At 68.2% G+C, this 24,984-nt stretch carries 17 protein-coding genes; 3 read left to right on the forward strand and 14 right to left on the reverse strand.

Features of this window, described 5'->3' with window-relative positions:
• The first annotated feature begins 31 nt into the window (after positions 1–31).
• Positions 32–3,127: a TonB-dependent receptor gene (locus MT490_RS15265; RefSeq protein ID WP_297389518.1), complete on the forward strand. Its 3,096-nt coding sequence runs from the start codon at positions 32–34 to the stop codon at positions 3,125–3,127.
• Between the two features lie 315 nt (positions 3,128–3,442).
• Positions 3,443–4,141 carry a DUF6683 family protein gene (locus MT490_RS15270; protein WP_297389521.1) on the forward strand — a complete coding sequence of 233 codons (699 nt, stop codon included), beginning with the start codon at positions 3,443–3,445 and terminating at the stop codon, positions 4,139–4,141.
• Positions 4,142–4,161: 20 nt separating this feature from the next.
• Here the strand turns inward: MT490_RS15270 and galB are convergent, their stop codons facing one another.
• The 6 genes from galB to MT490_RS15300 all read right to left on the reverse strand — a co-directional run bounded on the left by galB (position 4,162) and on the right by MT490_RS15300 (position 16,256).
• A complete protein-coding gene (galB, locus tag MT490_RS15275) occupies positions 4,162–6,867 on the reverse strand; it encodes a beta-galactosidase GalB (RefSeq protein WP_297389524.1) in 2,706 nt (901 codons plus the stop codon).
• 221 nt (positions 6,868–7,088) lie between these two features.
• Positions 7,089–9,167: a glycoside hydrolase family 2 TIM barrel-domain containing protein gene (locus MT490_RS15280; protein WP_297389525.1), complete on the reverse strand. Its 2,079-nt coding sequence runs from the start codon at positions 9,165–9,167 to the stop codon at positions 7,089–7,091.
• 62 nt (positions 9,168–9,229) lie between these two features.
• Positions 9,230–11,800, reverse strand: coding sequence for a bifunctional lysylphosphatidylglycerol flippase/synthetase MprF (gene mprF, locus MT490_RS15285; RefSeq protein ID WP_297389528.1), 2,571 nt, complete (start codon positions 11,798–11,800; stop codon positions 9,230–9,232).
• Positions 11,797–12,525 (reverse strand): AcvB/VirJ family lysyl-phosphatidylglycerol hydrolase, encoded by a 729-nt coding sequence (locus MT490_RS15290; protein WP_363321754.1) that lies wholly within the window; start codon positions 12,523–12,525, stop codon positions 11,797–11,799. Before MT490_RS15290 ends, mprF begins: the two co-directional genes overlap by 4 nt.
• A 100-nt stretch (positions 12,526–12,625) precedes the next feature.
• Positions 12,626–13,087 (reverse strand): hypothetical protein, encoded by a 462-nt coding sequence (locus MT490_RS15295; RefSeq protein ID WP_297389530.1) that lies wholly within the window; start codon positions 13,085–13,087, stop codon positions 12,626–12,628.
• Positions 13,088–13,235: 148 nt separating this feature from the next.
• Complete coding sequence (locus MT490_RS15300; RefSeq protein WP_363321755.1) at positions 13,236–16,256, reverse strand: TonB-dependent receptor; 3,021 nt, start codon at positions 16,254–16,256, stop codon at positions 13,236–13,238.
• A 309-nt stretch (positions 16,257–16,565) separates the two neighbouring features.
• On the opposite strand from MT490_RS15300, the gene MT490_RS15305 reads away from it, so the two are divergent.
• Positions 16,566–18,920, forward strand: a complete 2,355-nt coding sequence (locus MT490_RS15305; protein WP_297389534.1) for a penicillin acylase family protein — start codon at positions 16,566–16,568, stop codon at positions 18,918–18,920.
• A gap of 13 nt (positions 18,921–18,933) precedes the next feature.
• On the opposite strand, the gene MT490_RS15310 is transcribed toward MT490_RS15305, so the two are convergent.
• From MT490_RS15310 to MT490_RS15345, 8 genes are read right to left on the reverse strand one after another with little or no spacing between them, the layout of a single operon-like run.
• Positions 18,934–19,515 (reverse strand): HdeD family acid-resistance protein, encoded by a 582-nt coding sequence (locus tag MT490_RS15310; RefSeq protein WP_297389537.1) that lies wholly within the window; start codon positions 19,513–19,515, stop codon positions 18,934–18,936.
• Between the two features lie 13 nt (positions 19,516–19,528).
• Complete coding sequence (locus MT490_RS15315; protein ID WP_297389540.1) at positions 19,529–20,125, reverse strand: HdeD family acid-resistance protein; 597 nt, start codon at positions 20,123–20,125, stop codon at positions 19,529–19,531.
• Positions 20,126–20,127: 2 nt separating this feature from the next.
• Entirely contained in the window at positions 20,128–21,369 is a 1,242-nt protein-coding gene (locus MT490_RS15320; protein WP_297389543.1) for an arginine deiminase, read from the reverse strand.
• A gap of 27 nt (positions 21,370–21,396) precedes the next feature.
• Positions 21,397–22,830 carry a basic amino acid/polyamine antiporter gene (locus tag MT490_RS15325; protein WP_297389546.1) on the reverse strand — a complete coding sequence of 478 codons (1,434 nt, stop codon included), beginning with the start codon at positions 22,828–22,830 and terminating at the stop codon, positions 21,397–21,399.
• Between the two features lie 43 nt (positions 22,831–22,873).
• Positions 22,874–23,170 carry a hypothetical protein gene (locus MT490_RS15330; RefSeq protein ID WP_297389549.1) on the reverse strand — a complete coding sequence of 99 codons (297 nt, stop codon included), beginning with the start codon at positions 23,168–23,170 and terminating at the stop codon, positions 22,874–22,876.
• 25 nt (positions 23,171–23,195) lie between these two features.
• Positions 23,196–23,645: an META domain-containing protein gene (locus MT490_RS15335; protein WP_297389552.1), complete on the reverse strand. Its 450-nt coding sequence runs from the start codon at positions 23,643–23,645 to the stop codon at positions 23,196–23,198.
• A 2-nt stretch (positions 23,646–23,647) separates the two neighbouring features.
• A complete protein-coding gene (locus MT490_RS15340) occupies positions 23,648–24,214 on the reverse strand; it encodes a hypothetical protein (protein WP_297389555.1) in 567 nt (188 codons plus the stop codon).
• A gap of 25 nt (positions 24,215–24,239) precedes the next feature.
• Positions 24,240–24,638 (reverse strand): hypothetical protein, encoded by a 399-nt coding sequence (locus tag MT490_RS15345; RefSeq protein ID WP_297389558.1) that lies wholly within the window; start codon positions 24,636–24,638, stop codon positions 24,240–24,242.
• Positions 24,639–24,984 lie beyond the last annotated feature (346 nt).

Here is a 24,984-nt window from a genome sequence, read left to right on the forward strand (position 1 = left end):
GCGGCGTGGGGCTCTGCTCACGGCGTCGCTTTTGGCAACCACTGCCTGGCCGGCGCTGGCGCAGACCTCGGGATCCTCCGCGAGCGCGCCTGCCGCCTCCGCGGAAGCGAGCCCGGCGCCGCAGGATCAGGCCGCCGCTCCGGAGCAGGCCGAGCCGGCCGCGGGTGAAGAGATCATCGTCAGCGGCTATCGCGCCTCGCTCGAGAGCCAGACCAACGCCAAGCGCAATTCGATCGGCTTCACCGACACGATCTTCGCCGAGGACATTGGCAAGTTCCCGGACACCAACATCGCCGAGTCGGTGAACCGCATCCCCGGCGTCACCATTCAGCGCGAAGTGACCGGCGAGGGCACGAACGTCGCGATCCGCGGCCTCGGCACCAACTTCACCCGCGTGCTGCTCAACGGCGCGCCGGTCGCGGTCGCCTCGGTGCGCTTCGACGCCCAGAGCACCAACCGCGAAGTCGACCTCGACCTGTTGCCCACCGAATTGTTCACCCAGCTGACCGTCAGCAAGTCGCCGGTCGCGAGCCAGGTGGAGGGCGGCGCCGCCGGCACGGTCAACCTCCGCTCCGCGCGGCCGTTCGACAATCCCGAGACCTATGTCAGCTACGGGTTGCAGGGCTCGAAAGTGAGCTCGGCGGACAAATGGGGCTATCGCGGCCACGTCCTCGCCAGCACCACCTTCGGCAATTTCGGCATCCTCGCCGGTGCCTCGCTCTCCCGCAACGAGTTCCACATCGACGGCTTCGAGACGATCGGCTGGACCAACCCCAATCTCAGCGCGGCCCAGCGCCCGACCGGCGCCAATGCGACCGGCGGCGGCAACTTCACCATTCCCGCCACCGTTCCTGCCAATGCCGGCAACGGGCTCACCACCGGCGCGGTGATCGACCAGGCCTTTCTGCTCGCGCGCAATCCGGGCGCGACGATCGAGCAGATCGACAACGGCCTGCTTCCGCGTCTCGGCCGCCCGCGGACCGAGGTCGGCTATCGCGATCGTAAGAGCTTCCTCGCCTCGGCCGAATGGCGCCCGAGCGATGCGCTCCATTTCTATGTCGACGGCATGTACGGCCGGCGCGAGACCGAGTTCACGCGCACCTCGATGAACTGGGTGGTGCGCAACGGCGCGGCCATTCCGCTCAACACCACCTATGACCGCAGCGACTGCACGGCGGGCTGCGTGGTGACCGGCGGCACCTATGCCAATGCCCAGTTCTTCCTCGAATATCGTCCCTATCACGACACGCAGGAATATTGGGGCGTCAATCCCGGTATGGAGTTCGTCGTCAACGACTATATCAAGGGCGACCTCCAGGCCAATTACACCAAGAGCACCTTCCACCGCGAGAGCCCGACCGTGCTGGTGATCACCCCGCCCAGCAGCGGCCTTACCGCCACCTATGTCAACGACGGCGGCATCCCGCAGATCACCTCGAATGTCGATCTCAACAACCCGGCGAACTTCGGCTGGGCCGGCGGTGGCCGCGTCAATCTGAACGGCGAGGATCGCGAGACCGAGACCAAGGGTATCCGCGGCAGCCTGCTCTTCGGCGATGCGGCGCGCTTCAGCGTCCGCGTCGGCGGCGCCTATGACGATACGATGCGGCGGATCACGCCGTTCGACAACACCAACCCGTGGCAGAACGCGATCTGCGGCAACGGTCCCAGCGTCACCCTGCCGGCGCCGAACACGGGCACCACGCCCTGCACGGGCCTGAGCCAGCCCGGCTCGACTCCGCCCACCGGCTTCCCGACCTTCCCGGGCTACGGGACCAACTTCACCGCCGGTGGCGCGCCGATCACCTATGCCGGGTCGCTGGTCCCGACCGCGGCGGTGCCGGGCTATCTGCTGCCCGGCAGCAACGGCTTCATCACGGTGGACTGGGACAAGTTCCGCCAGGCGACCGGCTATGACGCGCTGCTCGCGCAGGCGACCGAAGTCGGCTCGGGGAGCAGCGGCGCCAATGGCGGCCTGGTCCAGGAGAAGGTGACGGGCACCTTCGCCGAAGCCAACGGCGTCATCGACGTGGGCGACAACACGCTGCGCCTCAACGGCGGCCTGCGCTATGTCCGCACCGAGCAGATCATCGGGGGCCGCGTGAGCGTCCCCGATCCGCGCAACGCGACGATCGCGGACGGCGGCCGCTATCCGAACACCATCACCTTCCCGAAGACGCGGACGGTCTATTCGAACTTCCTGCCCTCGGCGAGCCTCGCCTTCGACTTCGCGGGCAAAGCGGTGGTGCGCGGGTCGGTTTCGAAGACGATGACCCGGCCCGATCCCAACGCGCTGCTGCCGGGGGCGAGCTTCGTCCAGCCCTCCGCCGATATCGGCACGGTCGGCAACCCCGAGCTCGATCCGTACATCTCGACCAATATCGACCTCGGTTTCGAATATTATACCGGCGGCGAGGGCGTGATCGCGTTCGCGGCGTTCCGCAAGTCGATCACCGGCTTCACGGTGAACGGCACGCGGCGCGTGCCCTTCTCGTTCCTCGCGCCTTACGGCATCACCTTCGACTCGCTGACCCAGGCGCAACAGGGGGCGCTGCAGGCGCGGGCGCTGCCGGGCCAGTCGGTGCAGGATGTCGAGATCCTCATCCAGCAGCAGGTCAATTCGGACGGCAAGCTCAAGGTCAACGGCCTCGAGTTCCAGATCACCCAGCCGCTCGACTTCCTGACCAGCTGGGCAGGCGTGACGGGCTTCGGCTTCCAGGGCAATCTGACGCTGATCGACCAAAAGGGCGAAGGCACCGGCGCGCCGGCCGTCGCGCTGGGCGTGGCGCCGACCACCTATACGTTGACCGGCTATTACGAGAATCACGGGGTTTCTGCCCGGCTGACCTATACCTTCAACGAAGGCGCCCAAGGCACGCTCCCGGGCCAGAACGGCCTGTCCGGCGGCGGCGGCGCGATCTTCGGGCGCGACTATTCGCAGCTCGATTTCTCGGGAAGCCTCGATCTCGGCAAGGTCTTCGACAACAAGTACCTGCCGACCCTTGTGCTCAACGTGATCAACATCACCAAGGAAGCGCAGGGCAGCTACTTCCAGTTCGAGAACGCGACGTTCAACCAGTACAACCCCGGGCGGCAGGTCCTGGTGGGTATTCGCGGACGCTTCTGACTTCCCCTGCCCAGGCCTCGGCCTGGGATCCCCAACCTCGGGCGGCCGGTGCAGACCGGCCGCCCGCTTGCTTTCCCGTGACGCGCCTCCATCAGGTGCCGAACGAGGACGATCGGGCGAGCAAGACGAGTTGGTGCGTTATACGACCCGGATAATGCAGGGCTCGTCTCACCGGGCCTGGACCTTGCGCGCTGTGCGCTTGTCGCATAGCGGGCCGCCCGCGTAGATCAGCGCGCGCTGGCGCTCGCCGCGCAGCCGGTCGAGGGATCGACCGATCTGGGGGAAGGGATGCCCATGCGGTGGTTTTCCTGCGCGGTGTTCTCGGCGGCAATTATCTGTACCCTGGGATGCGCACCGCCCGCCGTCGCGCAATATGTCGGGACGACGGCGCCGCTCTTTCCGACGATCATGGTTCCGATGTTCCCCGGCGGGAACACGACACCCTTTTCCGGACAATCGAGTGGAGGCGGTTCCTCGCGGGCCGGAACCGGCAGGACCGCCCCGGCCGCGACGACGATCGTTGCGGGCAGCCGCCCGCAGATCGACATCAACGCGGCCGAGCTTGCTACCCACTTCTCGCCCGACGCCAGGGCGAAGATGAAGGCCAGCTATCTGCAATCCTTCGACATGTTCCAGAAGCTCCAGCGCAAGCTCGACTTGCCGGACAATGACGTGGCGAACGGCGTGTCGGCCTATATCGCGGGCAACTACATGGTGCTGCACGGCATCGAGATCGACGACCCTGTTTTCCTCAAGCTGGTTTCGCAGGTGCGTCGGGGATTGCTCCAGAACCGGGGATTCCAACGGATCCCGGCGGCGCAAAAGCGCAAGCTGTACGAACAGACCGCGATGGTCGGCATGTTCATGGCGATCACGCAGCTATCCCTGAAGACGACGCCGCAGGACCCCAAGGTGCTCGGCAACCTGCGCGATTCCGCGCGGGCGAACCTTAAGCTCATCCTCGGCGAGCGCGCATCGGGCCTGCGGATCGACGGGGAGGGGATGCACCTCTGATCAGTGCGGGTCGGCTGCCCTCACCGCCGCGCGAGACTGCGTAGCTCGACGAGCGCGGGCTCCAACCCGTCGCCTTCGACCCGCACGGTGATCTTACCGCCGCCCGGCTTGGCCCGGACGATCGCCAGCGCCAGCCCGTTAAACGCCTGCCGTTCGTGCGAAGGGAAGGGGACGAAGCTGGTCGGATCGCCATTGTCGGTGGCGACGATTTCGCCCGGGCCCTCTATCGTGAAGCGCAGCCGGTTGCCCGCGCGCGGGGCGATCCGGCCGTCCTTGTCGAGCACGCGCGCGGTGACGAACGACAGGTCGCGCCCGTCGCCCGCGATCGCGGTGCGGTCCGCCTCGAGCTGGAGCTTCGCCGGCGCGCCGGCGGTGCGGACGCTCGCGGTCGCCCATTCCTTGCCGTCCTTCCAGGTGACGACGCGGATCTCGCCCGGCTCATAGGTCACATAGTCCCAGCGGAAGCGATATTCGTAGGGCGCGCGCTTGCGCTTGCCCTGCGACTTGCCGTTGACGAACAGCTCCGCTTCGTCGGCCGAGGTGAAGACGTGCACCGGCGTGACTTCGCCCTCGCGCCCCGGCCAGGTCCAGTGTGGAATGATGTGCGCGAACTTGAGGTCCGGGCGCCAGCGCGCCTGGTAGAGCCAGAAGCGGTCCTTGGGGAAGCCCGCCAGGTCGATGATCCCCGAATAGGAGCTGCGCGCATCGTAATAGGGCGTCGGCTCGCCGAGATAATCGAACCCCGACCAGACGAACTCGCCGCCGTTCCACGGATGCTGGTCGTCGAGCGCGAAGACCCGGTCCGGCGAGGAGCCGAAATCGGAGGCGAACAGCTCATAGGCGCTGACCTGCTTGCTCTTCGGATCGCCCCCGACGCCGGGACGGACCGGGCCGCTGATCGTGCCGGGCACGGGGAAGAGGAACTCGCCGCGGCTGGAGAGCGCCGAGGCGCTTTCGGTGTGGAAGATCACCTTGTCCGGGAAGCGCTTGCGGAAGGCCGGATACTCGCTGGGCCGCGAGCGGATGCCATGGCCCTGATAGTTGAGGGTAATGGTGTCGACCACGCCAGGCAGCGGCATGTCGGCCTTGGCATAGTTCATCGCGGTCATGGTGAGGCGGGTGGGATCCTCCTCGCGCACCATCTGCACCAGCTTGCGGCCGACCGCCGCGCCTTCCTCGCCGGTATATTGCTCGCCGACTTCGTTGCCGACGCTCCACAGCACGATCGAGGGATGGTTGCGGTCGCGCCGCAGCATCGCGCGCAGGTCCTGCTCGTGCCAGTCGGGGAAGATCAGGTGGAAGTCGAGCGGGGTCTTCTTGCGTTCCCAGCTGTCGAAGACTTCGTCGATCACCAGGAGGCCCATCCGGTCGGTGAGCTCGAGCAATTCGGGCGCGGGCGGGTTGTGGCTCATCCGGATCGCGTTGGTGCCCATGTCGCGCAGGATCTCGAGCTGGCGCTCGGCGGCGCGGACGTTGAACGCGGCGCCGAGCGCGCCGAGATCGTGATGGTTGTTGACCCCGCGGAAGGGCACGTGCTCGCCGTTGACGATCAGCCCCTTGTCGGGATCGAACCGGATCGTGCGGATGCCGAAGGGGGTCTCCTCGCGATCGAGCAGCTTGCCGCCCTGCGTCACGGTGGTGACGGCGACATAGCGATGGGGCGCCTGGGTCGGGGGTGGGCCCCACAGGCGCGGATTGACCACCGTCGCCGTGCCTGTCGCGCTCGCGCTGGCCTTGGCCGGGACCGTGAGCGGCGCGTGCGCGATCGTGGCGACCGGCTTGCCGATCCGCCGCCCCTCGTCATCGAGCGCATAGATCGCTGTGGCGACGTCCACCGTTACCGGCGACGTGCCGTCATTGTCGATCGTCCGCGCCACCTGCACCGTGGCGCGCTGAGGCGACACTTCGGGCGTGGTGACCGTCGTCCCCCAATGGCCGACATGCACCGGGGCGGTCTTGGTGAGCCAGATGCTGCGATAGAGCCCACCGCCGGGATACCAGCGCGCGCTTTCGGGGGGATTGTCGAGCCGGATCGCCAGCTGGTTCTCGCCGGTGCGGAGGTACGGCGTCAGGTCGAGCCGCCAGCTGTTATAGCCATAGGGCCAGCCGCCGACGAGCCGGCCGTTCACCCACACCGTGGCGTAGGACATGGCGCCGTCCACATCGAGGAAGATCGACTTGCCCGCATCGCGCGGCGCGATGTCGAGCTTGCGGCGATACCAGCCGATGCCCCAGCTCTGCAGCCGGCCCATGCCGCCATAGGGACCCTTTTCGAGGAAGGGGCCTTCGATCGCCCAGTCGTGCGGCAGCGTGACCTTCTGCCAGCCGCTGTCGTCGAACCCGGCCTGGACATAGGGATGGTCGCCGCCCGGATTGCCCGCGGGCCGGACATGGCGCCGCGCGGGATCGCGGATGAAGGCGTTTCCGCTGGGCAATATCCACGGCTTCAGCACCTGCCGCCCGGCGGTCGAGACCTGCTCCGCCGCGTCCGGGCGGGCATCGGCGGCCTTGCCGTCGGCGCTGGTGGTCACGGTGGGGCGCACGTCATAGTCGAGCCCCGCGCCGCTTCCCGCCGGCTCGCCCTTCGTGAAGCGCCAGCCCTGGTCGAGCGACAGCCGCTCGCGTCCGGCGCCTTGTGCCGATGCCGGCTGGGAGAGGAGCGCGGAAGCCAGGCCGAGGCCGAGCAATGCGCTGATCAACGGACGCCAGCGCGAGGGGCGGAACATGCGCTCTCCTATGGGTATCTCTATTGTATGAGTAATAGCTAGGCGGAGTTGCGGCGTTCGGTCAAGCCAGGCGGACTGCCACCAATATCCTCCCCCGCCAGGGGGAGGTGGCGCGCGTAGCGCGTCGGAGGGGGAGGAAGCACGACGGCTTGTTGGTCGCTTACCTCCCCCTCCGTCAGCCTGCGGCTGACACCTCCCCCTGGCGGAGGAGGATAATCTCGTCAGCGATCCGACGCGATCATGGCCGGCGCCGGCTCGTATCGCCATTCGACGCTGTCGCTGCGTCCGTTGGCGCGAACCTCGATCCGGTTCGCGCCTTCGCGCAGCTTCACCTTCCACTTGGCGATCCGGTCGCGGGGCGCCAGCGTTCCCACCTCGACGCCGTTCAGGAGCAATGTCGCGGAATCGCCGTTGGTATAGGCCTTCACCTCGGCCTCGGGCTGGCGGCGAAGGTCGAGGCGGCGGCTGGTGATGTGGACCATCGGCTCGGCCGACCAATTGGCCTGGTACCAATAATAGGCGTCCTTGCGCGTCCGGCGATCATAGGTGACCAGCCCCTTGTCGTTGATCCCGCGCCGGTCGCCTTCGTGCCGCCCCGCCGAGGCGAAGTCGAACGCCACCCAGACGAAGCTCGCGAAGATGTAGGGCTTGTCGGCGATCTCGAGCCAGTTCCGCTCGTGATAGTCGGTCTGATATTGCTCGGGATGCCAGCCCGAGGCGGGCTCGACCGGCCCCGGTGGGTCCGCCTGGTGCACGATGCTCGCCCCCGCGCCATATTCGCTGATCGCGAAGGCGCGGGTGCCATGCGCGGCGTGGAAGCCGCTCGCCCATCCGCCCAGGGTCTGGCCGTTCTGGTCCTTGTACCAGCCGAAATAGCGGTTGAAGCCGATCACGTCGCTGACCATCGCCTTGGGGTGATCGTCGGCCTGGCAGCAATGGGCGTAGGCGGTCGGCCGGCTGGGATCGGCCTGTTTCGCCACCTGCTGGAGCTCCGTGAGCACCCGCGCGACGCGCGGATCGTCGGCATAGACTTCGTTGCCGAGCCCCCAGACCATCACCGAGGGATGGTTGTAGGTCTGGGCGATGAGCTCGCGTAGCTGCTGCGCGGCATTGGCGCGGAATTCGGGCGTGTCCTCGATCTCGGCGACCACGCCGACTTCGGTCCAGACGCCGAGGCCGAGCCGATCGGCTTCGTCATAGGCCGCCTGTGGGTGCTGGAAATGGGCGAAGCGCACCCCGGTCGACCCCATCTCGCGCAGGATCGCCAGGTCCTCCGCGACCTGCGCGCGGCTTACCGCGGTCCCGATCCCCGGCCGCGCGTTGAGCTGGAGGTTCGCGCCGCGCAGCGGATAGGGTTTGCCGTTGAGGATGAAACCGTCGGCCGGGTCGATGCGGAAGGTGCGGATGCCGAGCGGCACCGTCACTTCGTCGCCCGCCGGTCCGATGCGCGCGACGACGCGGTACAGATAGGGGTCGCGCACGCCGTCCCACAGCCGCGGCGCGGCGATCGTGCCCCGCAGGACGAGCGGTTCGGTCCCTTTCGCGGGCACGTTCACCGAGCCGGACAGGACCGCCACCTCGCGTCCCTCGGCATCGAGCACGCGGCTGGAGACCCGCACGCGGCGGCGGGTGTTGCTCGCGTTGGAGATGCGCGCGGTGAGCGAGATCGCGGCGCTTCCGGCCTCGATGCGATCGGCGCGGGCGTAGATTCCGGGCCCGCCGAAATCCATCATGTCGAAATGCAGGTCGTCGGTCTCGATCAGCGAGACCGGGCGATAGAGCCCGCCGAAGATCGTGAAGTCCCCGCCTAGAGGCGCGACACGCCGCGTCGCCCCGTTGTCGACGCGGACCGCGAGAAGGTTGCGCCCCGGCACCAGCGCGTCGGTGATGTCGAAGCGGAAGGCGGCGTGCCCGCCCTCGTGGCGGCCGACGCGCTTTCCGTTGAGCCAGATGTCGGCGATGGTCGCGGCGCCGTCGAACTGGAGGAACAGCCTCCGGCCTGGCCGGGGCGCTGCGACCATGACCTCGCGGCGATACCAGGCCGGGCCGCGATAGTAATTTCCGTCTCCCTCCTCGGCGGCGTCGAAGCTGTGGGGGAGGGTGGTCTTGGTCCAGTCCTTGTCGTCAAGGTCCGGTGCCTGGGCATTCGGCGGATCGCCGCGCGTGAAGCGCCAGCCGGCATCGAGGATGAGGACGCCGCGGGACTGGCTCGGCAGAGCGGGCTGTGCGCTCGCCGCGCCCGCGGCGAGCAGCAGGCAGGCGAAGAACATCATGATCGATCGCGAAATTGCCGGCCCCACGCGCATCCCCTCCCTGCGGAAGTCGTCGCTTCTAGAGCATCTCCGGATCGGGTGGAATCATCTCACCCGTTCGTTCTCGCCGCCGGAGGGCCGGCCCCCACGAGCGCGTTGAGGTCGTTCAGGGCAAGCACCATGCCGAGTCCGTGCGGGCCGGCGATGTAGCGCGGCTGCCAGATCGGGTGGAATTTGGACTTATAGTCCCTGAGGCCCCGGAAGCCGTAGAAGCGCTCGCCATGGTTGAACATCAGCGCCGCCGCCTTGGCCCAGCCGGGGGCGAGTGGGCGCGCGGCGATGCCCGACAAGGGCGCCAGGCCGAGCGAGAAGCGGGCATAGCCCCGCTCCCTGGCCCAGAGCATGAGACGGACGAACAGGAAGTCCATCGTCCCTGAAGGCGTATCGTCGCGGTGGCGCATCAGGTCGATCGAGATCTCGCTTTTGTCCGCCGTCGCCCAGATGTTCGCGAAGGCAAGCGCCTCGCCGTCGCGGCGGATCACCGCGCAAGGGAATTCGGCGAGATAGACGGAATCGAACCTGCCGAGGCTGAAGCCCTTCTCCGACGGTCCCTTGCGCGCAAGCCAGGCGGCCGAGATCGGCGCGAGCTCGGGGATCAACGCCGGCACCTCGGCGACGGGAACGATCTCGAGCGCGAGCCCTTCGCGCTCCGCCCGGGCGTCCGCCTGGCGCAGCGAACGCATCGCGCTCCCGTCGAGCGAGAAATCGGCTAGGTCGACGATCGCCTCCTCGCCATATTTCACCACCTGGAGGCCGAGCTCGACCGCGAGCGCGAGCGCGTCGATGCTGATCTCGTAGAGGAGCAGGCGGCCCTGCGCGGCGTCGGCCATCGCGCGGATCTCCCACAGCAGGTCCGCCCACTCCGCGCGGGGGCCGACCGGATCGGCCATCACGATCCAGCTCGCGCCCTTGACCTGGTACATCAGGAAAGCGTCGCCCGAGGCGGAGACCAGGAAACGCTTGTCCCCCGCCAGCGCGAGCATCGCATCGGCGCGCCGCGCGGAGGAAAGGAGCGGCCGGATCGCGCCGATATCGGTCGCCCCGGGCGGCGCGGCGACGCGCGCGGGCGCGAAGAGCCGCCAGAGCGCGATCGCGGCGAGGAAGAGGCTGGCGGCGAGCGAGGCGCGCAGGAAGCGCGAGGCGTTGCCGTGCAGCGCGAACTCCCACCAGAGCTGGTCCTTGTAGGCGACATGCTTGTAGGCGAACAGGCCGACCCAGACCGCCACCGCCAGCATCGCGCCGACCGCCGCGATCCAGGCGATCGACAGCGGCTGGGCGGTGAGCGCGGTGCGGCGGTAAAAGGCCGGGCGGGTCCATTGCAGCAGTGCCGCGATGCCGAGGCAGACCAGCGCCTCCTCATAGTCGATGCCCTTGGCCAGCGAGAACAGGGCACCGGCGAGCAGCAGCGCGCGCGCCGCCACGAAGGCGCCGTCGAGGCGGCGGTAGAGTCCGGGGGCGAGCAGCACGAGGCCGGTGCCGGCCAGGCTCGCGACGATGTGCGAGGCTTCGATGAACGGCAGCGGCACGAAGGCGTGCAGCGCGTGGAGCCGCGTGGGCACGGCGGGAAGCGAGCCCGAGAGGAGCAGGACGGCGCCGCCCGCGACGCTCGCCGCGGCCAGGGCCAGCGGCGCGACGCCGGAGACGAGCGCGCGAGCGCCGGTCATGGCGCGGGCGGCGGGCGCGCGCCAATGCCGACCTTCGCTCGCGAGGAGCAGGAGGACGCCCAGCCCCAGCGGCAGCAGGTAATAGAGCAAACGATAGACGATCAGCGCCGCGAACAGGCTGGTCTTGTCGCCGGGCAGCGCGGCGATCAGCACCGCCTCGAACACGCCCACGCCGCCCGGCACATGGCTCAGCAGGGCGACGACCAGGGCGAGTGCGTAGGCGAGGACGAAGGCGGGGAGCATCGCCGGATCGGCGCCGGGCACGAGCACGAACAGGGCCGCGCTGGCGGCGGCGAGGTCCAGCGCCGCGACGCCATATTGCGCGAGCGCCTGGGGCGCGCTGGGCAGCGGGAGCGTCCAGCCGAACAGGCGCAGCGTCCGCGGTCCGCGGGCGCAGAGGAGCACGAAGCCGGCGCCGAGCGCGAGGATCGCGGCGCCGAGCGCCTGGGCCAGGGGATGCGCCACCGACAGGCCGGCGATCGCGACCGGGCCCTGGTGGAGCAGCAAGGCGAGGCCGGCGACGAGGAAGACGCCCATCCAGAAGGTCGCCGATGCGATAGCGATGACTCGCGCCACGTCGGAGCCGTCGAGCCCGGCGGCGGTGTAGACGCGATAGCGGGCCGAGCCTCCGGTCAGCCAGCCCAGGCCGAGATTGTGGCTGAGCGTGTAGCTGGTGAACGAGGCGAGCGCGGCGGTGCGCCAGGGCAGCGGCCGCCCGATGATCCTGAGCGCCAGCAGGTCGTAGAAGGTCAGCGCCAGGTAGCTGGCCGCGGTGAAGGCGAGGCAGAGCGCGATCCGCGACGGCGCGATCGATTCCAGCACGGGCCGCAGGTCGCGCAGATGGATTTCGCGGGTCAGGTGATGGAGCGCGGCGAGGCCCAGCGCGAGCACGAGGAGCATGACCGCGAGCGTGAGGCCCGTGCGATGGCGCGCCAGCCGGGTCGCGAAGCCGCTCACCGCGCGAGCGCCGCGTCGATGGCCTGTTTCAGGACGGCGTGCACTGCGCCGACATCGCGCCGCATCGGGTGTCCGCCGGGCAGTGCCACCCGCCGCACGTTCGGCAGGGCGAGCAACGGGCAGAGACTGTCCGTCTCCTCCTCGCCATGGATGCAGAGCACCGGGACCCAGTCCAGCTGCCGCGCGGTGGAAAGCGCCGGCGCATCGGAGGGCGCGAGGTTGAACAGTTCGGCGGGCGAGGCGCGATATTCGATCGTGTCGAGCGGGACGATCAGCGCGACCATCGCGACCTTGTCGCGCAGTTCCCGGGGCAGCGCGGGCAGCCCCGCCTGGAGCATGTCGGCTCCGAACGACTGACCGATGAGCACGACCCGCCGTGCGCCGGGCAGCGCCAGCGCGCGCCGCGTCGCCTCGGCGATCAGCGCCTCGTTCTCGGCCGGGCTGCGCCGGGTGCGGAAATAGGTGAGCGAGTTGACCCCGATCACCGGGATGCCGTCGGCGGCGAGGCGTGCCGCGATCTGCGGGCCCATGCCGATCTTGAAGCCCATGTCGCCGGAAAGCAGCACCGCGGCGAGCCCGCGTTCGGCCGGCGCCGGCCGGCCGGTAGCGGGGACCGGCATGAAGACCGCTCCGCCGAAATAGCCGATATAGCCCATGAAGCCGATCAGCAGCGCCACGATCACGGCGAGCGACGCCAGTCCGCCGAGCAGCCAAGGTTTCCGCACGCGCGTCTCCCGCCGATTGCGCTGCAGCATGGCGCAAGTCGCGAGCGGGTCAAACGGTCTTTTCGGTGCGCGTCGGTCCAGGCGCGGCGTTCACGCGCCGTCACCGCGTGATGCGGACATTCTCCTCGGTGCCGGTGACGCGGACGCGGTCGCCGCGCCGGAAATCGCGGACGTCGCCCGGCTGGACGACGGCAATCGTGCTGCCGGAATCGAGATGGACGGTGATCTCGACGCCCTGGGTGCGGGTCGATCCCTGCACCGCGCTGCCGATCGCGCCGCCCGCGACCGTCCCGGCCACCGCGCCGGCGACGTTGGCGGCGGTGCTGCGGCCGATATGGGCGCCGCCGATGCCGCCCAGCACGCCACCGGTGATCGCGCCGAGCCGGGTCTGGCCCGGCCGGATCTCGACGGCGCGGGCGCTTTCGACCGTGCCGAACTCGACCGGTACCGCGCGCATCGTCTCGTCGCGGGAGAAGGTGTTGGGCGAGGGCTGGGGCGTGCAGGCGCCGACCAGACCTATGCCGGCCGCGGCGAGAACGGGAATCCAGGCGGGGGATTTCATGGCGACCTCCTTGGGCTTCCCCTCCGCATTTACGCGGATGCCCTAGGCCGACGAATGGCATCTATCCCCGGGATTCGCGCATATTTCCCCTGAGAGGAAAGCCGGGGCCGCGGAACATTCTCCGCGGCCCCGCCAGTCGCTTGCGCGGTCAGCGCAGATTGAAGCGGATGCCGACGCGGAATTGCCGGCCGAGCAGGTCCGAATAGGTGCTGTTCGCCGCCAGGCCGGTCTCCGGCAGCAGCAACGGCCAGCGGTTGAACAGGTTCGTCACGTTGAAGAACATCTGCGCTTCGGAACCGCTCATGACGATCTTCTGCGAGAGGTTCAGGTCGACGTAGAACAGCCCCGAGACATTGTTGTCGTCATACGTCTGAGTCTGCGAGCTCGTGGTGGTGACCGGGCATCCGGTCTGGCACTCGACGCCGTTGGCATCATATCGACCTGCACTCACACCACGGCCCGTGACCGTGGCCGAGAAGTTCGGGGTAGCGTAGGTCGCGCTGCCGCGGAAGATCCAGGTCGGCGTGCTTGCCTGGCCGCCGTTCACGCCGACGGTGTTGACCGGCCTGGTGCCCGGAATGCCGGTGTTGACGATGTTCTCGATATAGCGCGTTGCGGTGCCCTTGATCGTGAAGCTGTCCTCGCTGCCGAGCGGGACGCGGTACGCAGCATCGAAGTCGATACCGCGCACCAGCCTGCTCACGAAGTTGAACGGTTGGCTGCGGATCAGCAGATAGGGCGAGTTCGGCAACGAGCGGGTCGCATCCTCCGTGATCGCGTCGCAGAAACTCTGGTTGCCCTCGGCACAGCGATTGACGATCTCCTGCGCGCTGATCGAGTCGATCGCCCCCGACAAGTCGATGCGGAAATAGTCGGCCGAGGCAGTGAAGCCCGGCAGGAAACGCGGCGAGAGCACGGCGCCGATGTTCCACGAATTGGCGACCTCGGGCTTCAGGTCGGGATTGCCGGTGACAAGGCCCGAATAGCCGAACCTCTGGGTCCCGCTCGTCCCGGTGCCGCCAGGGACGAAATTGGGGTTGGCCACCGTATCGCTGTTCGCCGTACCCGCCTGATAGAGCTCGTTGAGGTTGGGTGCGCGGATGTCGCGCGAGCGCGTCACGCGGAAGCGGATGTCCTCGATCGGCTGCCAGGTCGCACCCAGCTTCCAGGTGGTGACATAGCCCGCGTTCGAATAATCGGTGGCGCGCACCGCGCCGTTGAACTCGAGGCCGAGGCCCAGCGGAACCACCGTCTCGAGATAGGCTTCCTTGACGTTGTACTTGCCGGTGAAGGGCAGATAGTTGCCGACCGACCACTGGTTGGTCGTGCCGGTGGTGGTGACGATCGGCTGGAACTCGGTCGGCACCGAACCGCGGATCTTCTCCTCGCGATATTCGCCGCCCACCGCGATGCTGACATCGCCCGCCCAGGTGGCGAACGGCGTCAACGACAGGTTGGCGCCGGTGACGAACTGCTCCATCACCTGGTCGCGATACGGGTCGCCCAGCGCATAATCGATCGCCGCGGGGTTGGCGACGCCGACGCCCAGACGATTGAGCGGCACGCAATTCGGATCGTTGTTGGTCGTGCTGGCATCGACGTTGATCAGGCACTGGATCGAACCGGTGGCATAGCCGCCCGCATTTCCGGCCGGAGCGAAGGCCGATGCGGTCGCGTTGGCCATGCGGGTGTTGTTCATGATGTTGCGAAGCTGCTCGTGCAGGTCGGACCGGCTGTACTGCGCGAAGACGTCCCAGCGCGCATCCCGGCCGAAGGCGTCGAAATTGCCCTCCGCGCCGACCACATAGCGCTGCACCTTGCGTTCGTTGTTGATGCCGCGGAACGGCAGGTCGGCCGCCGTCGTGGTGACGCTGACGCTGGTGACGCCGGCGAGCTGCGCGGCACCCAGGGTCTGGAGCGCATAGGCGTTGCAGGTGACCGGAACCGGCACGGTCGTGCAGCCGGTGGTGTTCATCGTGAACGACGACAAATTGGGCCCGGCGTTGAAGAACACTTCCTGCCGGTTGTACGATCCTTCGGCGAAGAGCTCGACGCCGTCGGCGACCTCGAAGCTCAGGCGGCCGAACACGCCCCAGCGATCGTCCTCGGGGTTGAGCCCGATCCGGCGGCCCGAATCATTGAGCTGCCAGTCTCCCCCCACGGTCCGGGTGGGAGCGCTGCCGCTGCCCAATGCCGGAGAGGTGATGGAGCCGTACTGGAACGGAATCACCTGGCCGTTCTGGCCGAAATAGAGGCCGCGCAGCCTGTTCGCGACGCCGCCCGCCGAGCCGGTGATGAAGCCGCCTGGCGCCTGGTTCGTCTGGCCGACCGGACGGCTGGTCGTGATCCATCGCGGCGTGGTGCTGACCCCGCTGACCCAGGCGGGATCCGAATATTGCACATAGCCGGTGTGGTTCCACGGGCGATCGCCCGGATCGACCGAGAAGATGCCGTCCTGGTGCGCGATCTCGGCGTTGAAGATGACGTGGCCGCGGCCGTCGGCGAACGACGTGCCGCCCGAGATGCTGCCCGAATAGTTGAAGCCGTCGCCCGCGGAGGTGACGCCGACGTCGCCCTCGGCCCGCAGGCCCTCCAGCTTCTTGTTGAGCACGAAGTTGACCACGCCGGAAACCGCGTCCGAGCCATAAGCGGACGATGCGCCGCCGGTCACCACCTCGACGCGGTCGACCAGCGCCTGCGGGATGGTGTTGATATCGACCCAGCCATAGATGGTCGAGCCGACCGAGCGGCGGCCGTCGACCAGGATCAGCACGCGGCCTTCGCCGAGGTTGCGCATGTTGAGCGCGTTGATGCCCGCCGAACCGTTCGAGATGTTGAGGCGCGAGTTTGCCGGCTTGGTCGAACCGGCGAGCTGCGGCATCTGGTTGACGAAATCGGCGATATTGTTGGTCGGCGAGGTGTTTTCGATATCCTCCCTGGTAAGAACGGTCAGCGGCGTCGGCGCCTTGAAGCCGTCGCGAATGACGCGGGTACCGGTGACGACCACTTCCTCGCCGCCCGTCTCCGTCTGTGCCGGCGTCCCCTGTTCGGACCCCGCAGCCGACGGTGCCGTCTGCGCCGCCGCTGGCGCGGCCAAGGCAGTGGCGAGCGCGATCGCCGCCAGGCTGGAGAAGCTCGAAAGGCTGGATTGCCGGCGCGGATTCCTCATCATCGACCCCTTTTCATTGATCTCAGGACCGGCGGAGCCGGCCTGCGCGAATGCCTCCCGCGGCAACGCTCCGCACGCTCGCTGCCGCCTCGTTCGGGCCGCATGGGACAGTGCAGGCGGCAAAGGTGCGCCGTGCCCGAACGGAGCGTCAAGGCGGCGACAGGTTCTATGGCTTACCCGGGCCATAGCCGCAGACTATGGCTCCCGGCCATAACCTCGCTCTATGGGCGGGGAAGCGCTTGCCATGCGACTGGGCGGTAGTACGGACCCTAGCCTTGGGGCGAACCGCAACAGCAGGAAGTTTTGCCGATGCTCGACCGTCGTTCGTTCCTGCTCGGTTCGGTGGCGACGCTCGCACTGGCGCCGGCGGTCCGGGCGCAGGCGGCCGTCGCGCGCTCGGCGACGGTCCGCGGGCCGGGTGCGCCGATCGAGATCGTCGACGACGTGTTCGGCGTGCCGCATATCCGCGCGCGCACCATAGCCGACGCCTTTTTCGGCCAGGGCTATGTCGTCGCACGCGACCGGCTGTTCCAGATCGACCTCTCGCACCGCCGCGAGCTCGGCCGGCTCGCCGAGGCGTTCGGCGCCGGTTTCGCGCGGCACGACGCCACCGCGCGGCTGTTCCACTATCGCGGCGACATCGACGCCGAGCTGCGGCGCGTGCCCGACGAAATGCTCGATTGCGCGCGCGCCTATGTCGCCGGGATCAATGCGCGCATCGACGAGGTCGCCGCCGACCGGTCGCTGCTCCCGCTCGAATATGCGATCCTCGGCATCGCGCCGCTCCGCTGGGACGTGCGCGATCTGGTGCTCGCGCGCGGCGCGTCGATCGACAATGCCGATGACGAGGTGCGGCGCGCGCAGCTCGCCGCTTTGGGCCTGCTCGATCTCGACGCGATCATCGCGCCGCTGCGGCCGAGCTGGACGATGAAAGTGCCCGAGGGGCTCGACGTCGCGGCGGTGTCCGAGGCGGATCTGGGGATGCTCCAGCTCGGCGGGCTGCCGTTCAGCGCCGAGACGCCGGTCGCCGATCCCGCCGCCGGGCCGGCGGAGCGCGCCAATGCGGGCAGCAACGCCTGGACGGTCGCGCCTTCGCGCACCGTCACCGGGCGCCCGATCCTCGCCAATGATCCGCATCTCGGCATCGGCGGCTTCGGCCCGCGCCACGTCGTGCATCTGAGCGCGCCGGGGCTCGATGTGATCGGCGGCGGCTCGCCCGGGCTGCCCGGGATCATGCAGGGCCACACCGATCGCTTCGCTTTCGGCCGCACCAATTTCCATATCGACCAGCTCGACCTGTTCGTCCTCGAGCTCCACCCGGAGGATCCCGAGCGCTATCGGCACGATGGCGGCTGGAAGCGGTTCGACCGGGTCGAGGTCGCGATCCCCGTGAAGGGCGGCGCGGCGCGGAACGTGACCCTGCGCTATGCCGAGCAGGGGCCGGTCGTCTCGCACGATCCGGCGCGGCGGCGCGCGACCGCCGTCGCCGCGATCGCGATGCAGCCCGGCGCCAGCGGCGCCTTCGCGATGATCGCGATCAACCTCGCGAAGGACTGGAAGAGCCTGCGCAAGGCGTTCCGTTTCCATCCTTCGCCCACCAACTTCCATTATGCCGATGTCGACGGGAATACCGGCTGGCAGGTGATCGGATTCATGCCGGTGCGCAAGCGCGGCGAGGGCCTGCTGCCGGTGCCGGGCGACGGGCGCTACGACTGGACCGGCATGCGCGACTTCGCGTCGCTGCCGAGCGAGTACAACCCCGCCAAGGGCTGGTTCGCCTCGGCCAACCAGAACAATCTGCCCGCCGATTGGCCGCGCGACCGGATCCCGGCCTTCTCGTTCCGCGATCCCTATCGCTACGAGCGTATCGTCGATGTCCTCTCGCGGCAGGACCGGCATACGCTGGCGGACAGCGTCGCGCTCCACCACGACACGCTTTCGACGCCCGCGCGGGAATTGCTCGCACTGTTGCCCGACGGCCCTTCGGCTGCCGCCAGGCCCGCCGCGGACATGTTGCGTGGATGGGATGCGCGGATCGATGCGAACAGCGGCGCAGCGGCGCTATACCAGATCCTCTGGCGCGATCTCGGCAGCCGGATGCTCGCGGCGATCGTTCCGGAGCGCGCGAAGGCGCTGGTGACCGACATCGCGCCGTCGGTGCTGCTCGGCCTGCTGGTACGGCCCGACGGCCGGCTCGGCGCCGACCCGCAGGCGGCGCGCGATGCGATGCTCGATGCGGCGCTCGTCTCGGCCTGGGCGTCGGCGCGGTCGCTGCTCGGGCCCGACCCGGCACGATGGCGCTGGTCGACGCTCCATCAGGTGCGGATCCAGCACCCTCTGTCGCGCATCCCGGCGATCGCCGCCGCCTTTCCCGCGATCGAGGGTGCGGGTTCGGGCGGGGATTCGTACACGGTGATGGCGCGCTGGCTGGGCAGCGGCCCCGGTTGGCGCGTCGGCGGCGGAGCGAGCTACCTGCAGGTCATCGATGTCGGCGCGTGGGACAATTCGCTGATGCTCAACCTGCCCGGCCAGTCGAACGATCCGCGCTCGCGGCACTATGGCGATCAATATGCCTCGTGGGTCGCGGGCGAGATGCGGCCGATGCTGTTCAGCCGCGCCGCGGTCGACGCCAATGCGGCCGGGCGCACCACGCTGCGTCCGTGAAAGCGGCTCGGCGTCAGGCGGGCACGGGCTTGCGCACCCTCCAGCTCAGATAGCCGAGCGCGAGCCCCTCGGTGATCAGCCCCAGGCCCAGCAGCGCGCCGAGCAGCCAGGCCGAGGCGGCGGGGAGCCGATAGGCGAGGTAGAAGGAGAGCGCGACACTCACCGCGCCGCCGAGCGCCAGCCATGCCCAATTGGGGAAGGGCCGTATCGTCAGCGCGAGGCTGATCTTCGAGACGCCCTCGATCATGAGCAGCACGACGACCAGCATCGAGATCGCCAGAAGGCCGCCGCTGGAGTTGCGCACGAACATTGCGCCGACGATCAGGAACAGGCTCACCGACACCAGTTGGAGCCAGAATTGCGGCACCGATCCGGCTCCGATCAGGCCCAGCGCCTGGATGAGCCCGGTCACGATGAGCAGCCAGCCGAGAAAGTTGACCAGCGCCATCGACGACGTGACCGGGAAAGCGAGCGCCAGCACGCCGCTCGCGACCATCAGCACGCTCTGGATCTTGAACCAGATCGAATAGCGCGAGACCGTCTGGCGGACCGCCTCCCGCAGCACCTGCGAGGCGGCTTCGGAGGACATGGCCATGCTCCTTCTCCTATCACGTCGCGCTTGCGGCGGTCGCCGGGCCCGGGGGCTCCTGCGGTCCGGCGCGCGTGCCGATGACGAGGAACGCGCAGCCCTCGACGAGCAATGCCATGCCGAGGACGATGCCCGGTACGAAGAGGCCGGCGCTGGGGGACCAGAACAGCAGCCAGAACCCCAACAGGGTGGAGAGGACTCCCGAGACGACGAGCCACAGCCAGCCCGTGCGGCGCTTGATCGTGAAGGCCATCACGATCTCGCCGATCCCCTGGACGATCAGCAGCCAGGCGAGCATCGCGGTCAGCACCAGCGCGCCGCTCAAGGGACTGCGGAAGAAGATGATGCCCGCGCCGATATAGAGCAGGCCGAGCAGCACGTGGAGGAACAGGCCGCCCCAGGATCGCGAGAAGGCCTGGCCGATCTGGGCGATGCCCGCGGCGACCAGGGCGATGCCGACGGTGAAGGTCATCGCCAGCGTCGAGAGCATGGGGACGAGGATCGCGAAGGCGCCGCAGACGATGAAGGCGAGGCCGAGCAGCGCCGATCCCGTTCGCCGCCAGAAGGATCGCCTGGGAACCGGGTCCGCGGTGGGGGACGAAATCGTGTCGCTCATCCTCAGTCCTCCAGCGCGTCGCGGATGATCGGGCAGGTCATGCAATGCCCGCCGCCGCGCCCGCGGCCGAGCTCGGCGCCCGCGATGGTGATCACTTCGATGCCCGCCTTGCGCAGCAGGGTGTTGGTGTAGGTGTTGCGGTCATAGGCGAAGACCACACCGGGGGAGGCGCAGACCAGATTGGCACCGCTGTCCCATTGGGTACGCTCGCGCTGATAGGCGTTGCCGCCGGTCTCGACCACGCGCATCCGGTCGACCCCGAGCGCCCCTGACACGGTCTCGACCAGCGATCCCGGATCCTTGCGGAAATCGACCGTGCCCGGCCGGCTTCCCGGCCGGTAGGAGAAGCACTGGATGTTGTTGACGATGTCCGGGTAGAGCAGGACGCAGTCGCGGTCGGCGAAGGTGAAGACCGTGTCGAGGTGCATCGCCGCGCGCAGCTTGGGCATCGCCGCGACGATCACCCGCTCCGCTACGCCGCGTTCGAACAGGGTGACCGCGAGCTGGCTGATCGCCTGGCGCGAGCTGCGCTCGCTCATCCCGATCAGGACATTGCCCTTGCCGATCGGCATGACGTCGCCGCCCTCGAGCGTCGCCATCCCGTGGTCGACGAGCGGGTCGCCCCACCAGACCTCGACCTTGCCCGCGAAATCGGGATGGAAGCGGTAGATCGCCGCCGCGAGTATCGTCTCCTCGTGCCGGGCGGGCCAGAACAGCGGATTGAGCGTCACACCGCCATAGATCCAGCAGCTCGTGTCGCGGGTGTACAAGGTGTTGGGCAGCGGCGGCAGCAGATACTCCGAGGCACCGGCCGCCTCGCGCACCAGCTTGAGGAGCTCGCCGCCCAGCTCCTGCGGGAACTCCTCGGTCGAGAGCCCGCCGATCAGGAGCTCGGCGAGTTCGCGCGGGGCGAGGCCGTCGAGAAACGAACGAAGTTCGTCGACCAGATCGAGGCCGATCTCGTTAGGGACGATCTCGTTGTCGAGGATCCACGCCTTTGCATCGGGGATTGCCAGCGTCTCGGCGAGGAGATGGTGCATTTCGACGACCTCGATGCCGCGCGCGCGCATCTTCAGCACGAAATCGGCATGGTCGCGCTTGGCCACGTCGACCCAGAGCACGTCGTCGAACAGCAATGCGTCGCAATTGCTGGGGGTCAGCCGCGAATGTGCGAGGCCGGGCTCGCACACCATCACCTTGCGAAGCTGGCCGACCTCCGAATGAACGCCGAAAGCGTGAGTCATCGTCTATTCTCCCGGGCCTGGCATCGGTCAGATGTCGATATACCCCGTCGCCAGCTGGTAGATGCCGAGCAGGGCAGCCAGAATGACGACGGCGAAGATCGCCCATTCAACCGGTTTGAAGACGGGTTCGCCCCTCTCGCGCCGTGCCCAGAAATAGAGCGCGGTGCCGGGGCCGTAGAGCACGGCGGAAAGCAGCAGGAACGCCACGCCGCCTGCGATGACGAGGAACAACGTATAGGCGGCGGCGATGACCGCGAGGATCAAGTCGCGGCGGCGCTCCTCCGGTCGCACCTCATAGGTCTGGCCGTTGCGCACGAGCTTCACGCCGTAGAGCGCCACGAGCAGGAACGGGATCAGCGCCATCGAGCTCGTCAGGTTGAGCATCAGCGCGAAGGCGTCGCTCGACCAGTAGGTGCTGATCACGAACAATTGAGTCACGATATTGGTCGCCCAGAGCGCGGCGGCGGGCACCCGGTTGGCGTTCTCGCGCGCGAAGAGCGCCGGCATATCGCGCGTCCGCGCCGCCGCCGAGAGCACTTCGGCGCAGATCAGCGACCAGGCGAGATAGGCGCCGAGCACCGACACGATCAGCCCGATGGCCACGAACACCCCACCCCAGGGGCCGACGACCGCTTCGAGCACCGCGCCCATCGAGGGTTGGCGCATGCCGGCGATGTCGGCGCGATCGAGGGAGGCGTAGGGAAGCAAAGTGACCAGCACCATCAGCGTGGTGACGGTGGCGAAGCCGATCAGCGTCGCACGCCCGACATCGCTGCGCTTCTTCGCATAGCGCGAATAGACGCTCGCCCCCTCGATGCCGAGGAAGACGAAGACCGTGACCAGCATCGTGCCGCGGACCTGCTCGAACAGGCTGGTCCGCGGCATGGTCTGCCCACCCCAGAAGTTGGCGGCGAACAGGTCGGTCTTGAACGCGAAGATCAGGATCAGGATAAAGACGAGGATCGGCACGACCTTGGCGATCGTGACGACGGTGTTGATGAAGGTCGCCTGCTGCACCCCTCTCAGGATGGTGAAGTGGAACAGCCAGATGCCGATCGACGCGACGACGATCGCGACCACCGTGTTGCCGTCGCCGAAGACCGGGAAGAAGGCGCCGAGCGTCGACTTGATCAGCACCCAATAGGAGACGTTGCCGATGCACGAGCCGATCCAATAGCCGAACGCCGACAGGAAGCCGGCATAATGGCCGAAGCCTTCCTTGGCATAGGCATAGACGCCCGCGTCGAGATCGGGCTTCCGCTCGGCCAAGACCTGGAACACGCGCGCGAGCGTGAACATGCCGCCCGCGGCGATGCACCAGGCGATCATCGCGCCGAAGGGGCCGGTCGAGAGACCGAAGGTGCGCGGCAGCGAGAAGATGCCCGCGCCGATCATCGAGCCGATGACGAGCGCCGACAGCGTGAAGAGCGAAACCTTCTGGGCGGGGCTGCTGTCGGTCAAGGGCGGCTCCTATCGCGGTTGGTGGCGGGCTGGAGACATGGCGCTACCAGCGCCCCGAGATCTTGCGGCACCGCAGCGGCGTCATCCGGCCGATCGTGTAGGTCATCGTGCGCCCGCTGCCGCGGATCGAGTGGGTGGCCGATTCGTACCAGAAGCCGTTGCGGGCGCGCCTGCTGTCGAGGACGATCGGTGGCCCCCCACCGTCGAAGACGCGCGCCACGCCGCCGGAGAAGATCACCGAGACCTGCCTCCCGCCGTCGCAGCTGTAGCGCGCCCGCCGCTCGCCCGGTCCGCCCATGCAGCCGCCGACCAGCAGCGCGCCCGCGAGCGGCACGAGCATCCACGCGCGACGGAGCCCGCCGACGCTATCGCTTCGGCTCCCAAACATAATTGCCTCCGTCCAGCATCAGGTTGAGATGAAGGCGTCCGTCCGCGATCACGAAGCTCCGGATGTGCTCGAAATCGGCAGGCAGGCGCGCGATCGCGCCGGGAGGGCAGGCCGCCATGGTGACTCCCGCCGCCTTGATCTGGAGACTGCCGCGCTCCGCCTTGGCGTCGAGAGAGGTCCAGCTGCCGAAGCCGCGGTTGCACGACAATTGCATCGCGGCGCTTCCGTCGGGAGCGAGCCGCAGGGTGTAGACTTCATCCTCGCGGGGGCGGATCGTACCGATGGCGTCCTTGGAGGATTCGAAGGCAACCAGCCGCCATTCGGTGCCCAGGAGCGGCGGGCCTCCGGCGGGTTGCGGCAGGGTGGTGCAGGCGGCGGCCAGCAGCGGCGCGAGGATCGCGGGTGGCGCGAAGTGGAATCGGCGCATCGTCAGCCTCCCGTCCTGGTGCAGAGCACGTCGGCAAGGAAGTTGGTGCCGCGCACCGTTTCCTGCCGGTGATAGCTCGCCGCGGTCCAGCCATGGCTGCGGCAGAAACGGTCGGCGCTCTGCCGCGTACAGGCCGCCGCGCCCGATGCGCAGGAAGGCATGCGCCCGCCGGTCGTCATGGGCGTGGTGAAGAACTCGGCGCTCATGCCCCGCAGCGAAGGCCCTGCGCTGCCGGCGAACGAGGGGGGCTCCGGAAGGGTCACCACCTGCGAGGGGCGCACGGAGGCGATCCGCCAGTTCACGTTCGCCATGTCTTGGGCGACACGATGGCAAGGGTCGCGATGGTTGGTCCGCGTACACAGGTCCCAGGCCTCGCCGCGCGCCACGCGCACGCTTCGGACCGCCCAGGGAATGACGAGGGTGTTCCGGGAGCCGCGGACGACGAACGTCTGGCCGCGCTGATTGGGCTGACTGAACAAAGTGACTTCACCCCGCACCTGCGCCGGGGCCGGGCCGGCCAAGGTCAGTGCTGCTCCCGCCGCCACTGCGAGCATTCCGCAATTGCGCATTCGAGAACTCCTTCCGCTGACCCGCTCAGCGCGCTTCCAACCGGACGGTCGCACGGGGACCCGCATTCGACCGTGCGAGGCGAAGCTCCACGCGCCGGATGTCGCGCGGCCCGCCTCTGATCCAGGTCGCGCGCGTGCACTGCCCGGGCGACACCGTCCGGTTCAGAGGCACGGACTGCTCATGCGGCCAGCGGCCTTGCCGCATGGGGAAATCGATCGTGAAGGAGTTGATGCGCAGAGCCCGGCGCGCCACGCACAGCCGGACTTCGCGATAGCGCTGCCGGCCCGGTACCCAGATGGTTTCCCGTGTCGAGCCCACGCGGACCTCCACCGAACCCACCCGATCCCAGAGCATGCGCTGTGCCTCCGCGGACGGGCTCGCCAATAAGGGAGCGAGAGCGAGCAGGATGACATTGGTTCGCATGACAAGGTCTCCTTGGGCGAAGTTCGCGAGGATCGTCGGACGTCGCGCGCATCACTCCCGCGTCGAGCCAGCCAATGCCGGGATCGTGCGCGGATCTGTCATCATTCCAACTAGTTCCAGATCAATCGCCGGCGCCGCCAATAATGACAGGCGGATCGTCGGCGAATAAATACTCAATCAACGTCACGGGCATTAAATATAGTCTGCATGATTGCAGGCGAAGAAGTTCGAATGCATTTGGGCAACACTCAAGACTGCGTGCCTGTGACCTTTCCTGAGTCGGTATTATGTAGGAATGATGCGTATCACGTGATTCGCGATCTCGGCATCCATATTTACCCTGATC

The organism is Sphingomonas sp., assembly GCF_026460985.1.
Lineage (GTDB): Bacteria > Pseudomonadota > Alphaproteobacteria > Sphingomonadales > Sphingomonadaceae > Sphingomonas.

Coding starts and splice junctions, on each gene's coding strand:
- MT490_RS15310 (WP_297389537.1), bottom strand. CDS start 19,515: ATGGCCATGTCCTCCGAAGCCGCCTCGCAGGTGCTGCGGGAGGCGGTC.
- MT490_RS15335 (WP_297389552.1), bottom strand. CDS start 23,645: ATGCGCCGATTCCACTTCGCGCCACCCGCGATCCTCGCGCCGCTGCTG.
- MT490_RS15330 (WP_297389549.1), bottom strand. CDS start 23,170: ATGCTCGTGCCGCTCGCGGGCGCGCTGCTGGTCGGCGGCTGCATGGGC.
- MT490_RS15315 (WP_297389540.1), bottom strand. CDS start 20,125: ATGAGCGACACGATTTCGTCCCCCACCGCGGACCCGGTTCCCAGGCGA.
- MT490_RS15345 (WP_297389558.1), bottom strand. CDS start 24,638: ATGCGAACCAATGTCATCCTGCTCGCTCTCGCTCCCTTATTGGCGAGC.
- MT490_RS15295 (WP_297389530.1), bottom strand. CDS start 13,087: ATGAAATCCCCCGCCTGGATTCCCGTTCTCGCCGCGGCCGGCATAGGT.
- MT490_RS15320 (WP_297389543.1), bottom strand. CDS start 21,369: ATGACTCACGCTTTCGGCGTTCATTCGGAGGTCGGCCAGCTTCGCAAG.
- MT490_RS15300 (WP_363321755.1), bottom strand. CDS start 16,256: ATGAGGAATCCGCGCCGGCAATCCAGCCTTTCGAGCTTCTCCAGCCTG.
- MT490_RS15305 (WP_297389534.1), top strand. CDS start 16,566: ATGCTCGACCGTCGTTCGTTCCTGCTCGGTTCGGTGGCGACGCTCGCA.
- galB (WP_297389524.1), bottom strand. CDS start 6,867: ATGTTCCGCCCCTCGCGCTGGCGTCCGTTGATCAGCGCATTGCTCGGC.
- MT490_RS15340 (WP_297389555.1), bottom strand. CDS start 24,214: ATGCGCAATTGCGGAATGCTCGCAGTGGCGGCGGGAGCAGCACTGACC.